Origin of the sequence: Idiomarina sp., from assembly GCF_048260185.1 — a bacterium.
Taxonomy (GTDB): domain Bacteria; phylum Pseudomonadota; class Gammaproteobacteria; order Enterobacterales; family Alteromonadaceae; genus Idiomarina.
This window is the reverse complement of sequence record NZ_JBLXHB010000005.1, coordinates 175,300-187,785: the sequence shown is the minus strand read 5'-3', so window position 1 is coordinate 187,785 and position 12,486 is coordinate 175,300. Positions and strand designations below refer to the sequence as shown.

General features: G+C 49.8%; 12 protein-coding genes and 1 pseudogene. 1 reads left to right on the top strand and 12 read right to left on the bottom strand.

The window, feature by feature from the left end; all coding sequences use genetic code 11:
* Positions 1-58: 58 nt before the first annotated feature.
* The 7 genes from ACN0RF_RS12030 to ACN0RF_RS12000 form a co-directional block, all read right to left on the bottom strand.
* Entirely contained in the window at positions 59-511 is a 453-nt protein-coding gene (locus tag ACN0RF_RS12030; RefSeq protein ID WP_417439193.1) for a helix-turn-helix domain-containing protein, read from the bottom strand.
* Positions 512-516: 5 nt separating this feature from the next.
* Positions 517-888: a hypothetical protein gene (locus tag ACN0RF_RS12025; RefSeq protein WP_417439192.1), complete on the bottom strand. Its 372-nt coding sequence runs from the start codon at positions 886-888 to the stop codon at positions 517-519.
* Between the two features lie 162 nt (positions 889-1,050).
* Positions 1,051-2,331 (bottom strand): HipA domain-containing protein, encoded by a 1,281-nt coding sequence (locus tag ACN0RF_RS12020; protein ID WP_417439191.1) that lies wholly within the window; start codon positions 2,329-2,331, stop codon positions 1,051-1,053.
* The gene (locus ACN0RF_RS12015) at positions 2,324-2,584 is read right to left on the bottom strand and encodes a transcriptional regulator (RefSeq protein ID WP_417439190.1); all 261 of its coding nucleotides are present in this window, start codon (positions 2,582-2,584) and stop codon (positions 2,324-2,326) included. The genes ACN0RF_RS12020 and ACN0RF_RS12015 overlap by 8 nt, the downstream gene beginning before the upstream one ends.
* Positions 2,585-2,892: 308 nt before the next feature.
* Positions 2,893-3,120: a hypothetical protein gene (locus ACN0RF_RS12010; RefSeq protein WP_417439189.1), complete on the bottom strand. Its 228-nt coding sequence runs from the start codon at positions 3,118-3,120 to the stop codon at positions 2,893-2,895.
* A complete protein-coding gene (locus ACN0RF_RS12005) occupies positions 3,087-5,360 on the bottom strand; it encodes a putative inorganic carbon transporter subunit DabA (protein ID WP_417439187.1) in 2,274 nt (757 codons plus the stop codon). The genes ACN0RF_RS12010 and ACN0RF_RS12005 overlap by 34 nt, the downstream gene beginning before the upstream one ends.
* Positions 5,357-6,682, bottom strand: coding sequence for an NADH-quinone oxidoreductase subunit L (locus ACN0RF_RS12000; RefSeq protein ID WP_417439186.1), 1,326 nt, complete (start codon positions 6,680-6,682; stop codon positions 5,357-5,359). The genes ACN0RF_RS12005 and ACN0RF_RS12000 overlap by 4 nt, the downstream gene beginning before the upstream one ends.
* A gap of 112 nt (positions 6,683-6,794) precedes the next feature.
* Between ACN0RF_RS12000 and ACN0RF_RS11995 the strand changes: the two genes are divergently transcribed.
* Positions 6,795-7,661 (top strand): LysR family transcriptional regulator, encoded by an 867-nt coding sequence (locus tag ACN0RF_RS11995; RefSeq protein WP_417439185.1) that lies wholly within the window; start codon positions 6,795-6,797, stop codon positions 7,659-7,661.
* Positions 7,662-7,672: 11 nt separating this feature from the next.
* Here ACN0RF_RS11995 and ung read toward each other — a convergent pair.
* The 5 genes and pseudogenes from ung to ACN0RF_RS11970 all read right to left on the bottom strand — a co-directional run.
* Positions 7,673-8,326: pseudogene (gene ung / locus ACN0RF_RS11990) on the bottom strand (uracil-DNA glycosylase); the annotation flags it as partial.
* 176 nt (positions 8,327-8,502) lie between these two features.
* Positions 8,503-9,564: a polysialyltransferase family glycosyltransferase gene (locus ACN0RF_RS11985; protein ID WP_417439184.1), complete on the bottom strand. Its 1,062-nt coding sequence runs from the start codon at positions 9,562-9,564 to the stop codon at positions 8,503-8,505.
* Complete coding sequence (neuC, locus tag ACN0RF_RS11980) at positions 9,551-10,690, bottom strand: UDP-N-acetylglucosamine 2-epimerase (protein WP_287796808.1); 1,140 nt, start codon at positions 10,688-10,690, stop codon at positions 9,551-9,553. The genes ACN0RF_RS11985 and neuC overlap by 14 nt, the downstream gene beginning before the upstream one ends.
* Entirely contained in the window at positions 10,690-11,748 is a 1,059-nt protein-coding gene (gene neuB, locus ACN0RF_RS11975) for an N-acetylneuraminate synthase (protein WP_417439183.1), read from the bottom strand. The genes neuC and neuB overlap by 1 nt, the downstream gene beginning before the upstream one ends.
* Positions 11,741-12,430 carry a cytidylyltransferase domain-containing protein gene (locus ACN0RF_RS11970; RefSeq protein ID WP_417439182.1) on the bottom strand — a complete coding sequence of 230 codons (690 nt, stop codon included), beginning with the start codon at positions 12,428-12,430 and terminating at the stop codon, positions 11,741-11,743. Before ACN0RF_RS11970 ends, neuB begins: the two co-directional genes overlap by 8 nt.
* Positions 12,431-12,486 lie beyond the last annotated feature (56 nt).

The window sequence follows — 12,486 nt, the reverse complement described above, 5'->3', positions numbered from 1 at the left end:
CCACCTGACATAAATGTCAGGCTACGTCGTAGGCATGTCCGGTGACGTGGTGGGCATATCAGTCCACAAAATAGTCTACGGGTAGGTTAAAAAATGTGGATAAGCCTTTGGCTTGCTTTAAATTAACGTTACGTTTTCCGTTTAAAATTTCGCTGATAACGCTTTGTGGAGCCACGTTCTTAAGGTCTTTCTGCTTAACGGCCTTTGAGTCCATAAGCAAACGCAAACGCTCCGCCACAGAAACTTTAGGCATATCCATTTGCTTTTCAAACTCTTCAATGCGATCAGCTATAGAGTTAGCAAAGACTAAAACAATGTCATTATCGTGCGTGGCGAGATCCGTTAAATAGTCCATAACCTCAGCACGTTCGAGGACTTCGCCTTCTGACTCTATTGGCATAGAAGTGTAACGAAAAAGCTCGTCTGCACTACCTGCAAATTTCATTGCTGTTGCACTCAGTGCGGAAGCAACTTGCCCAAGCGCTAAAATATCATCCTGTTGAGCATTCATAACAGCTACCTCTTTAATTTGCCCTGGTGTACGTTTTGTTTACACCATTTATCGTATTTCGCGTGCGAAAAAACGCCTCTGATAAATAGTATGTCATGACCCAGTTTTGCAACTATCCGGCAATCAGTACCGTGAACATCGAAAACATACAAATCAAACACTGAACCATAATCGCCATGCTCGTTCTTAAGCCGTTTCCCGGCAATACGATCTGTGTTCCAACCAGAAGCATCTAACCATGCTTTTTTAATCTCTTGATAAGAATTAGCGTTAAGCTGCTTCTGGTCAAAAACCTGACACCATAAATCTAAGCCTACCTGCCATTGCGGGTAGGCGAGCATGGCATCTTTTATTCGCTTTTTAGTAATAATTCGCAATGTGTATCCTTACACTTGAAATAATATCGCATTTTGCGATATTTGGCAATGTCCGTTATTTGAGGCGAAATAGTTTGAGTAGCCTGACATTTATGTCAGGAACGATATCCCACCTGACATAAATGTCAGGCTACATATTGTTCATGTCAGGCTACGAAGACGTCAGGTAATCTGGGCGACAAACTCTCCGATGCATCGGTACCGGATATTGCGTAACAATTGCAATTCACCAGCTTTTCCCTCATAAACAGGCATCTCTTCTATCTGTGCAATAAGTTCATCTGCCTGCTGTTGAATTTGAACGCAAAGTTTGTCAATTTCACGCTCTGCAACACGCTGACTTAACCTAAGCTCTTGCGCGAAAACTAACACGTTCTCCCGGGTGACTTGCCCAAAGTTCCTCGCATTTCCCAATGGCTGAGACAACTCCTCATTAATATGCTCACCGGCAGCTGCGTAAACAGCTGTCGATAAAAGGTCATAATGTGGCATCAGCTGGCAGTCGTTCAAACTGTATGAAAATGTCAGGTTTTTTAAGTGAGCATCGCCGTTACCAACAAGGAAATTAAACAGCGCCCAGCGAAACAAACGGATTGCCGTTTGCGCGGGAGCTCGTGTCATTGCAATTAAACGATTAAGCGCGGTGACGTTACTTGCCCGATATTTAGCCGATGCAGAAATATCCAAAATTTGGCAACCATCCAGAACATGAAGCCGCTTAATGTTTGGTAGTTGCCCAGTACGATCAAAGCGTTCAACAATGTAGACCGGTTCCGGGATGTAATCGATAGCAACACGTGGAACCGTTAACTGGCACTTTTCGGCTAATGTCATTACGAAGTGTTCATTGCGCACAGTAAACCAGTATGAGCCCGGTTCAGAGTGTTCCGGTTTTAAAATATGCGTTGATGGCACCTGCCCGCTTGGCTCAAACCGCTCTTTTCCTTTTATTACCAACAACATTTTATGCTGTGCGCCAGCAAGCGACATGCGCTTACGTTCTTTATTATTGAGCTGTGTTTTCGGCAATTTTTGAATTCGTTGGCTTAGTTCTTTGTCCGACAAAGGAAACAGTTCACCCGGCGGCAGTTTCTCATCGGGTTTTAGCAAGGTAATAGCACCTGCTGATTCAGACCCTATAGCCTCTAGAAGCGCAAATGCGTCCTCTTTATCTAGTTGATAGTCTTTTGCCAAAACCTCGCGGGCTTTCTCTTCCGGCAACAGGTTGTCAAAAAACCATTGAACTGGGCGTTTGGTGCCGGTATCGATATGCGCTTCTTGCCGTAAGAGGAGCGACGGAGTAAGCGGAAAGGCATTCGGCTTACTGAGCCAGTCGAGGGCGTATTCAAATGCCCATAAACCATTGTGCTCGCGCAGTTCGCCGACAATATTATCGTTGATATAAACGACAAGACGGCGTTCTTCAACTATGGATTCACTCATTGCCGGTTAGCTCTTGTAGCTTTTGATTGCATGAGCTGTCGGGGACATCCAAATACACCTTTATACCCAACGCTGAGAGCATGTTAAGCGCTTTCTCCAACTGCACAGTTGGTTTTCCGTTCTCAAACTGGCTAACAAAGTTAATACCGCAACCAGCAAATGACCCAGCTGTTGTCTGATCCAGCTTTTGCTGTTGCCGCACAACTTTCGCTACTTTTCCAATGACCTCTGTGTTTTTCGCCTCTAACAACATAGTAGCTCCTAATTCACGCAATAGAGTGAATATAGAGCTTTTCTTAGATTAGATCAATTTAATTCATTAGATCTAATGAATATACTTTATTTATTGTGGAGTTCTTTGTTTATTCATTTGAACGAGTGAATGTAGCCTGACATTTATGTCAGGAGCGACATCTCACCTGACCTCTTCGTAGCCTGACATTTATGTCAGGAGCGGCATCTCACCTGACATAAATGTCAGGCTACATGGCATGCACGTCAAGGGTACCTAGCGTGCATGTCAGGTACGTGGTGGGCATGTCCGGCGGCAAGGCGGGTGCGTCACCCCCACTCAACAACAACGGGTTGTTCTAGGTAGGGGTTGTGATGGGCGCGGAGGCTTTCTTTGGCGGCTTCTTCGGAGTTTAGCCCCTGGTCGATGCTGCCGTCTTTGTAGCGCAGGGCGAAGGGCTGGTTAAACGGCCGCGAGCGCACGCAGTCATAAAAGGCTTTCAGGGTATGGCAGGTTGTCGCTGTCATTTTGCTGTTATTGGTGTTGTCACTGGACATAGTTCACCTCGCGCGTTCAGTCGATGCAGATTGATCCACTGTTGTTCAAAAAGTTCGTTAAAAGCGGCAGCCTTTGCCAGCGCCCGCTGAATGGTGGTTTCATCGGCTTCAACAATAACCTGCAGCCGCATAGGCCGGTGCACAAAGTCGCTACCGTTATGCACTGACTGCCAGGCCAACCCCTGGCGCAAGTCTCCGCCGTTGCCTTCAAAAACACCAATGTCGTTGGCTACCCGGTTATGCAGCAGCTTATTGCCGCTACCCAGTTGTTTGGGCTCGGTTACTGAGCAGTAGTACTGCCAGTTTATCCAGTTAGCGACCAGCCCCGGCGCGCTCATGAGCTGAGCCAGCAGCTCGCCATTTGGGTCGTTTTTACTGTTGTAGTCGTGCAAAAAATTACTGCCGATAGTTTCAGCTGAGGTTAGCCGGTCAGCCTGTCCGAAAAATAAGACATTATTGTCAGCCAGCCCCCACTCCGGACGTAGTTCAGCCCAGTGGCCGGAGCGTGTTTCACGGTCTTTTGCTGACTCGCCACTGGCTTGGGTTAGCTGTTCCGTTGCTGCGCTAAACACTTGTTTGACAGTGTCCGGCACGGTATTAGATAACCAGATAACTTTGTCGGTGACGGTTTCGTGCAGAGCGGAATGAAACTGGGTTGCTTCAGGAATAGCGACGCCCCGCTCGCGTAAATGCTTGCGAATGTCACTTTCGTTCAGCAGCCGCACTAATACCCGGGCACTTAACGCACCGGTTTGACCACCGCAGGCGCCGCAGTTAAGACCGGCTCGCTGAGCGTTATTGCTGTGATGCGAGCCATGCCCCACCAGCACAATATGCTGCGCAAAATGGGTAAACTGCATTCCCGCCAGAGCCTGCTGACATATATCCACCAGCGACGCCATTGACGCCTCGCCGTTGTGCTCGCAAATGCTGCCCTCGGCAATGTGCGCATTATTAGCCGTAGCCAGTTGTCCGGGCACTCCGGTGAGTAAGGATTTCAGTTTACTTAAGCCCAGTGCTTCAACGCCGCTGAACATGGACACCGGCGCATTGAACACATTACTTAACAAGGAACCGACCGATTGCTTACGCGCTGGTGCTTTAATGTAGTACGCCGGTTGCAGTAACCCCGGTACATGAGGAACATCGCGGCCTTTACGCTGAATGGCCAGCGGCACGCCAAAGAACCCGGCAAAGCCTTTGCTTTGTACGTAGCTGCCCAGGCTTTTTCCAGCCTGTTCCAGCGCACGGCGGTAACGCTCTGAGCGCACGTCGATACAGAACACTGCTTGCACGTCCGGCGTGTTGCCCTCTTCTGCCGTGTCGGGTTTAAACTGCAACGTATTTAGCTGCGAGCGTTCGTAAGCCGCCTGCCACTGCCACAGTAAGTTATTGTGCTGCTCAATATGAGCCACATGCCCTTCACAATTTTCAATTTGTGCGCTTAAGGCCTGTTGCAGCTGCTGGTAAACCTTAGTATTGGTGCGCTCAGCCAGTTGCCACAGAATGTATTCCCAGGCCAGCCGAATGCACAGCAGCTCGAATACCCACTGGCTGTTCTGACGGGCGTCCTGATACGCAAATGCTGCAGCCCAGCCCCATAAGTCACTGATAAGCGCCTGGCTGTAACAGCGCAGAGCGTAATCTGACGCGTCGCTTAAGAAGTTGTCATGGCACACCTGAATAAGCTTGTGCGGGTCGTCCGGCAATTGTGCGAATAACTCGGTGAGTTCGGCCTCGTCCATTAAGGTTTCAATGCCGCGATCGGCACGCGAAATAGTTAACCAATGCTGATACAACGAGCTGTCTTTGCCGGCCTGCTGAAAACGGGTTGGGAACTGCATAAACAAGCCACAGGTTTGGCTAATTTGCAGCACCACTTCGTCGTTCCAGCGCATTTTGCGGCGACGCCGCGTGTATTTGTCCACTAACTGACTGAGGTTACGCCATTGCGGCAACTGCGCTTTTAGCAGGGCGCGCTGCTCCAGCTCGTTCACCATTTTGTTGGTGACCAGCCCAGCATCTATTCGGTTTTGCTGCCATTGTTGCCAGTAAAAGTCCGGGCTCATAAGCAAACGTGTACCGGCGCTGTAACGCCAGTGCGCGGCAACACCGGTTACCGGCTGCTGGCGGTAATGCCAGAAGGGGTTAACGGCTATCCACTGAGACAGCGGCCATTGCGGTGCAATGGCTTTGCTCACCTGCCCGGCAATAGTTGCTAAACGATTCGCTGTGCTCATGAATGTTTCTCCCGCTGAATGCGACCCTGGCGCTGGTAGTAGTGAATGGGGTGACTGGGCCATAGCCACAGCACCAGCCGCGTTAACCATTCGTCTAGATACAGCCCGGCGTTTAAGGTAATAAACCAGCGCTGACTAAGCCGGTGCGACGGTGTGTGATGCACCAGCCAGTAGGTAAAGGCGAAAGCGTTGAACATAAGGGTTACAGCTGGCTCCAGCCAGACGCTGCCGAACGGTGGTTGTGGCTCAATAACCTGATGCGCCAGCGCACCCAGCAAAAGGTAAACCACCACAGTTAATGCCGACACAGCAATTCGTAGCAGCTTCTGATGCAGGTTCATCCATAAAGTGGTGAGCGCCATAGCAAGTAACGCCGAAGGAAGCCATTTGGGGTTGCCCAGAAACCACCAGCAGGCGGCGGCAATAATGCCCTGAAACGCTATAAAGACAACGCCGATACGCCACAGTGAACGAGCCTGTGGCTGCTTTATTATTGCCACCTCGCTTACCGACAAAAACGCATGGGCTTTATACACCGAGTGCGCCACCAGGTGCAGTAAGGCTAAGTCGTAATAACCCAGGCCAATTTCCAACAACATAAGCCCCATTTGCGCGCTGGTAGACCAGGCTAAGCGCACTTTTATGCTAATGCGAGTGGCCATAATTAGAGCAGCGAAGCAGCACGACGCCGCCGACACCAGACACAACAGCCACACGGCCGGCGCGCTGTTACTCCATAGCGGTACGGTTGCCAGCAGCAAAAAGCCGCCAAGGTTAATAATGCCGGCATGCAACAAAGCAGAGACCGGGGTCGGTGCTTCAACCACCTGAATGAGCCAGCCGTGCAAAGGTAGCTGGGCGCATTTAATGAGCGCCGCCATAACCAGGCACAGCGCGGCAATGTGCTGAGAGAGGTGCGTGGGGGCAGTGCCGAACTGCTGCAAAGCCATGTCCAACTGCAGACTGCCGGTTGTTAAGTACATAATAATAAACGCCGTGCCCAAAAAGGTTTCGGAGCAGCGTGCCAGAATGAATTTTTTATGGGCTGCCAGTACTGCGCGGTCGCGTTCGGGGTAGAACATAAGCAGGCTGTGCAGCTGCAGGCTTATTGCCATCCAGGCGGCGAAAAAGACAATAAGGTTATTGCTGACAATAAGAATGAAGACCGCTATAAGGCAGCCAACCAGTTTGGTGACGAATGCGCGGCTGCGCGGGTCCAGCCGGAAATTTCTGAAGGCGTAGCGCGTAACCACCCACGCTAATACTGCAACCAGCACCAGTAAAACCGGTCGTATGCCCGATAGTGTCAACCATTCCGCCATGAATGCGCCTCGTGTGTCTTATTTGGAGCAATTATGGGGGCTGGCTTGATGTTAAGTAAAATAGATATAAACTATAAATTCATTCGCTTTAAGTGAACGGTTGGTAAGCCCGATGAATTATAAACACCTTTATTACTTTTGGCACGTTGCAGAAAACGGGCATTTAACCCAAACCGCGCAGAAGCTTCATGTGTCGCAGTCGGCGTTGTCGGCGCAGATAAAACAACTGGAAGAGTGGCTGGGTACGCCGCTGTTTGAGCGCACAGGGCGTAAGTTAGTACTGACTCAGGCCGGGTACATTGCGCGCCAGTATGCCGACCGCATTTTTCACGAGGGTGAGAACCTGGTTAACCAGCTAAAGCAAGGTATGGACGGCAGTGATTTGGTTGTGCGTATTGGTCATGCCTCGACCATGTCGCGTAACTTTGTGGAAGCTTTTATTCACGAGTTGATACATCAGCATGATGTTCAGTACCGGCTGCATTCTATGACACCGGATCAGTTATTTAATGAACTGGCGGATCATCAAATTGATATTGCGCTGGCCAATACCAGTGTGCGCGGCAGCGACAAGCAATTGTGGCAGAGTCGTTTACTGGCGCGGCAGCCGGTGTCGGTTATTGGACCGCCGGGACGCGATATAGAACAATTAACCGATGTGGCTTTGCGCGATAATAACTGGGTGTTACCGCCGGAGAATATGCCGTTACGTGCGGCGTTCGATATGCTCAGTGCGGAGTATAACTGGCAACCGCGGGTGCTGGCCGAGGCCGACGATATGGCGATGCTGCGACTGTTGGCCAGGGATACCGGCGCGCTGGCGGTTATTCCGGACGTTGTGGTACGGGATGAGCTGACCAGCGGGCAACTGAAGCGCTATTTAACTCTGCCCAATGTGTTCGAGCATTTTTACGCCATAACCCTGAAGCGCCCGTTCGAACACCCCATGGTCGCCAAGCTGCTGCAGCGGTTTGTTTGATGTTACGTGAACTACACCCATCGTATCGGCTGGCGGCCGTGTTGCTGCAAATAATCGTTGGTTTTGCGGAAATGGTTGGCGTCGAAGAACCCGCGATGTGCTGACAACGGCGATGGATGCGGCGCGGTCAGTATGCAATGTTTGTTGCCGTCAATAAGCGGTATTTTCTTTTGTGCGTGCGAACCCCAAAGCAAAAACACCACATGATCGGTAGCGTCTGACACCTTGCTGATAACGGTATCGGTAAAAGTTTCCCAACCCCAGCTGGCATGACTGTGCGCATTACCCTGCTCTACAGTGAGCACGGTGTTGAGCAACAACACGCCATGCTCGGCCCAACTGGTTAAATCACCATGCTGCGGCAATACCGTGTCCGGGTAGTCTATGGCTATGGCTTTAAACATATTGCGCAGAGACGGCGGAAACTTAACGCCTTCGGGTACTGAAAAACTTAAACCATGCGCCTGACCGGGGCCGTGGTATGGGTCCTGCCCCAGAATAACCACTTTAATGTTTTCCGGGTCGGTCAGCTTAAGCGCGTTGAAGACGTCTTCTTTGGGCGGATACACCACGGTTTCCTGCCGCGCCTGCTCTACCCGCTGCCACAGCTGCTGAAAATAAGGCTTCTGCTTTTCTTCGGCTAAAAGAGTGCTCCAGGGCATAGTCTTATTCCTTTGTTTTTGTCGTGCCGGGTTCGACGTACGTTGTTGCTAACGGGCGTAGCCTGACATTTATGTCAGGTGAGATATTCCCGATTAAAACACCGCAGAAATAATTAGGTCATGTGGTGTATTCAACATCGTTCCTGACGTAAACGTCAGGCTACATGCTGTTTGTCAGGCTACAATTCCTGATAACTCAACTGTTTTACGTCGACTTCGCTTAATAATTTGGCCAGAGGTGCTGAAAAGTGCTCGGGTGTTTTCTGCTCCAGCTTCACGGCCATAACATTCTGTTTGTTGCTCAACCAGCGGATGGTAAACAAGGTTGAGCTGACATCCCCAACATAAGTACAGGACTCAGGAAACTGCGGCAGCAGCAACTCAAACCCAACCCGGTTGTCGATATGCACCAATTCCGGATGTTTCTTTTTAAAATGTTCAATGTAATTTGACCGCGGATGAGCTTTTAGCGCAATACGGTTTTTCTCAGTTTTGCGACTGAAAATATCCACCATTCTGTCGAGGTGTTCATTCACGTCTTTATAGAAAGAATCACCCGTTAATATAATAACGTAATCGACATTCTTTAACGGCTCTATGTCAATATCCGCAAGCGCCAGCAGGTTCTTATTAAACTCATCGAACTCGGGCAGTTTAAACGCCGCTTTTGAAATAGGCTCAACCTTTTTATTCTGCAAAACAGGGTGTATCAACTCTGGGAAAGTTGCGTGAATGGTCGATATCCACTTAGACGCACCTATCATTTGCGGGCTGCTCCACCACATGCCATAAGCCAGCTTCTTCAATAAAGGGTCGACGTAGTTGTGCACGAAGCTGTGCATGTGCCGGTGCCCCAAATAGGTTTGGGTTCCTTCATCCAGATAATGGCCTTCGGCACTGTTTTTCCCGCGGTTCGCCAGGTGCATAGTGTACTGAAACTCAACGCTTCGGTCAGAGCCGGTATAAACCCGCGACGGCGGCAGTTCTGCAACCAGATCGGCCAACCTTTTTAGTCGTGCTTTACGCTTACTGAGCTTACTTTTTACGTGCGCATCGCTAAAGCTAATAACGGTTTCAAAAATAGAGCTGTTTTCCAGCGCCTGAGTAAATAACAGACGATTGCTTTCAAGGTAGTAATCGATAACCGCAACGTTAATGTCGTCTTTATGACTCAGGGCTGTGGTGACACTGAACAGCAGGTGCAGCGGCGATGAAATAAAATAGTAATTAACTTTTTTCACGTTTGTCCCAGTCTACAAAAACTTTTTGCTTGGATATTGCCCAGAACGCTTCCGAGCGCAGGGTACTGATAAAGCCCTCGGCGCTATTGCCGTCACCAAATTCCGACGAAGGCTCAAAGCGTTTGGTTTTAAAGGTTTTTATGGCCTCTAAAATGGCCGGTGTCTGTTCTTCTACATTTAAGATAGATTCAGCTGTAGCCCGGCTTTGCTGTCTGCTGCCCAGGTTAATGGTGGGTATGCCGTAAAACGGCGCTTCGCGAACGCCCGCGCTTGAATTACCAATGATCATATTGGCGTTTTTCAGCAGCACCAGAAAGTACTCGAACCGAATACTGGGGTAAATGCGAAAACGCGGATGGTTCTCGCAGCGCTTTAATTCCGCCAGAATGGTGTCGGTGCCGTGGTCGTTATTGGGGTACACCACCACAAAATTTTCATCACTTTCCAGCATGGCATCAACCGTCGACTTAATATTCGACTCCAGCGACTCAAGCTCGGTGGTCACCGGATGGTACATAAACACCGAGTAGTCTTTAAACGCAATGTCGTACTTTTCTTTTACCGTGTCCAGCGACGGTAAATTCGGTGAATTCATCACGTCGAGGTCCGGCGAGCCGATGGTAAAAATAGACGACTTTGCCTCACCCAGCTGCACCAGCCGCTCCTGCGCTTCGCTGTTGGAGACGAAGTGCGTGTGCGCCATTTTGGATATGGAATGACGGATAAGCTCGTCAATGGTACCCGACACCTCGCCGCCTTCAATATGAGCCACCAGAATGTTGTTCAGACTGCCCACAATGGCACCGGCCATGGCTTCTACCCGGTCGCCATGAACTACAATAACGTCCGGGTTATTCTCGTGAATGTAGTCTGACAAACCGGTAATGGTTTTCGCCAGAACCACGTCCATGGTGTCGTTTTTAGTCTGATTAATGTACTTATAGCTGGAGGCTATTTTCAGGCGCTCGACTTCTATCGAAGTCATGCCGTAGCGGGACATCATGTGCATGCCGGTAATAAACAGCTGAACTTCAAATTCATCCGCTTTATCGGTGACTTCAATTAAACTTTTCAGTTTGCCAAAGTCGGCACGGGTACCGGTTACGAAAAGCACCTTCTTTTTCATTACTGAACATCCTCTGAGCGCAGCTGAACATCGTTTTCAATGTCTTGAGCCGCGGTTTTACCCATTAAGTTTTCGTAGTCGTCTGCAAGGAACTGACCGGTTCCCGGACGCTTAACCCATAAATTTTCCTGGCTAAAGGTTTCGCCTTCTTTAATGGGTTTAATAGTCACGACGCTGGCGTAAGCGAAGTCGATGGTCACCTGCTCTTCGGCTACCGCGCCTTTCTGGCCGCCACGCATGGCTTTCATGCGCTTGGACTCCTGAATTAACGAACGACATTCTTCGGTGTCCATAGAGCAGTTAATGTCCGGGCCGGTACGCTGTTTGTGGTCGGTAAAGTGACGCTCCAGAATAGAAGCACCAACAGCTACGGCGCCCAGACAGGCTAGATTATCAATACTGTGGTCAGACAAACCGACAACTGCGTCGTCAAAGGCGTCCTGCAACTGGTTCATGGCACCTAAACGGATTAAGTTATCCGGCGTTGGGTACACGTTGGTGCAATGCAACAGCGCATACTGCACGCCGTGCTTACGGAAAATATCAACGGCTTTAGCAATAGACGGAATGTCGTTCATGCCGGTGCTGAGAATAATGGGCTTTTTGTACGACGCCACAAGCTCCAGCAACGGATAGTTATTACATTCGCCAGAGCCAATTTTATAGGCTTCAACACCCATACGCTCTAAACGCTCAGCGGCTGCGCGTGAAAATGGCGTACTGATGAATATAGCGCCTTTGCTTTCGACGTATTCTTTCAGCTTGGTTTCGTCTTCTTCGTTCAGCGCGCAACGCTCCATAATTTCGTAGATAGACACATCGGCGTTACCCGGAATGACTTTCTTCGCGTCGGCGCTCATTTCGTCTTCAACTACGTGAGTCTGATGCTTAATAATTTCAGCGCCCGCAGAGACTGCAGCGTCGACCATTTCATAGGCGGTTTCCAGGCTGCCTTCGTGGTTAATGCCTATTTCAGCGACCACAACCGGGTCGTGGTCGTAACCAATTTCGCGCGAGCCAATTTTCATTACTGGGTGTTTTTCCGGGGTGTTAGCCATGTTGTGTTTTCTCCATAATCTGTTCGGCAAGTTGCAGGTCACTTGCTCTGTCAATGTCGACAGACGCCTCTTCGCTCATAATGTAAGGGTAGACATTTTGGCGCGGAATACCGCCGCCGGCTTCGAAGGCTGCTGTACTAAATATATAAATGGCACCGTTGGGATGAACGGTACGGGGAAGATCCTGACGGCGCATATAAGGCGCATCCAGGCTCAAAAGACCGGATAGTGATCCGTCTGAATTCAATTGGTAAGCTTTTGCAGCGGAGTGCGCCGGTTCAATGACACTTAAAACACAGCTGGCGTCGCTGTCCGCATAAATTCGGTAAGCTTCGTCAATATGCTGTGCAGTTCTTAAAGGGGATGTCGGTTGCAGCAATGTTACGCTGTTAAGGTTAAGTGACTGCTTTTTTAGGTAATTAATGGCGTGTGCAATAACCGGTTCGCTGCTGGTGTCGTCCTGTGCCAGCTCTGCCGGGCGAGGAATAACCTCGGCTCCCGCCTCCTTGCTGACCTCAGCAATGGCCGCATCTTCTGTCGACACGTAAACAGCGTCAACCGACGCGGCCTTTTGTGCCGCCAATATGGTCCAGACAATAAGCGGCTTGCCGTTAAGTAACGCGATATTTTTCCCGGGCAGCCCTTTCGAGCCACCGCGGGCGGTTATCAATGCAACATTCATTCGTTTTGTTGACCTGACGACTTAAAAATATCGCGTAGTTTACCACGTTCTACCGT

Excerpts from the sequence above, each read along its gene's own strand:
- ACN0RF_RS12000 (WP_417439186.1), bottom strand. The coding sequence starts at position 6,682 with ATGGCGGAATGGTTGACACTATCGGGCATACGACCGGTTTTACTGGTG.
- neuC (WP_287796808.1), bottom strand. The coding sequence starts at position 10,690 with ATGAAAAAGAAGGTGCTTTTCGTAACCGGTACCCGTGCCGACTTTGGC.
- ACN0RF_RS12030 (WP_417439193.1), bottom strand. The coding sequence starts at position 511 with ATGAATGCTCAACAGGATGATATTTTAGCGCTTGGGCAAGTTGCTTCC.
- ACN0RF_RS11995 (WP_417439185.1), top strand. The coding sequence starts at position 6,795 with ATGAATTATAAACACCTTTATTACTTTTGGCACGTTGCAGAAAACGGG.
- ACN0RF_RS12005 (WP_417439187.1), bottom strand. The coding sequence starts at position 5,360 with ATGAGCACAGCGAATCGTTTAGCAACTATTGCCGGGCAGGTGAGCAAA.
- ACN0RF_RS12015 (WP_417439190.1), bottom strand. The coding sequence starts at position 2,584 with ATGTTGTTAGAGGCGAAAAACACAGAGGTCATTGGAAAAGTAGCGAAA.
- ACN0RF_RS12020 (WP_417439191.1), bottom strand. The coding sequence starts at position 2,331 with ATGAGTGAATCCATAGTTGAAGAACGCCGTCTTGTCGTTTATATCAAC.
- neuB (WP_417439183.1), bottom strand. The coding sequence starts at position 11,748 with ATGGCTAACACCCCGGAAAAACACCCAGTAATGAAAATTGGCTCGCGC.
- ACN0RF_RS11970 (WP_417439182.1), bottom strand. The coding sequence starts at position 12,430 with ATGAATGTTGCATTGATAACCGCCCGCGGTGGCTCGAAAGGGCTGCCC.
- ACN0RF_RS12010 (WP_417439189.1), bottom strand. The coding sequence starts at position 3,120 with ATGTCCAGTGACAACACCAATAACAGCAAAATGACAGCGACAACCTGC.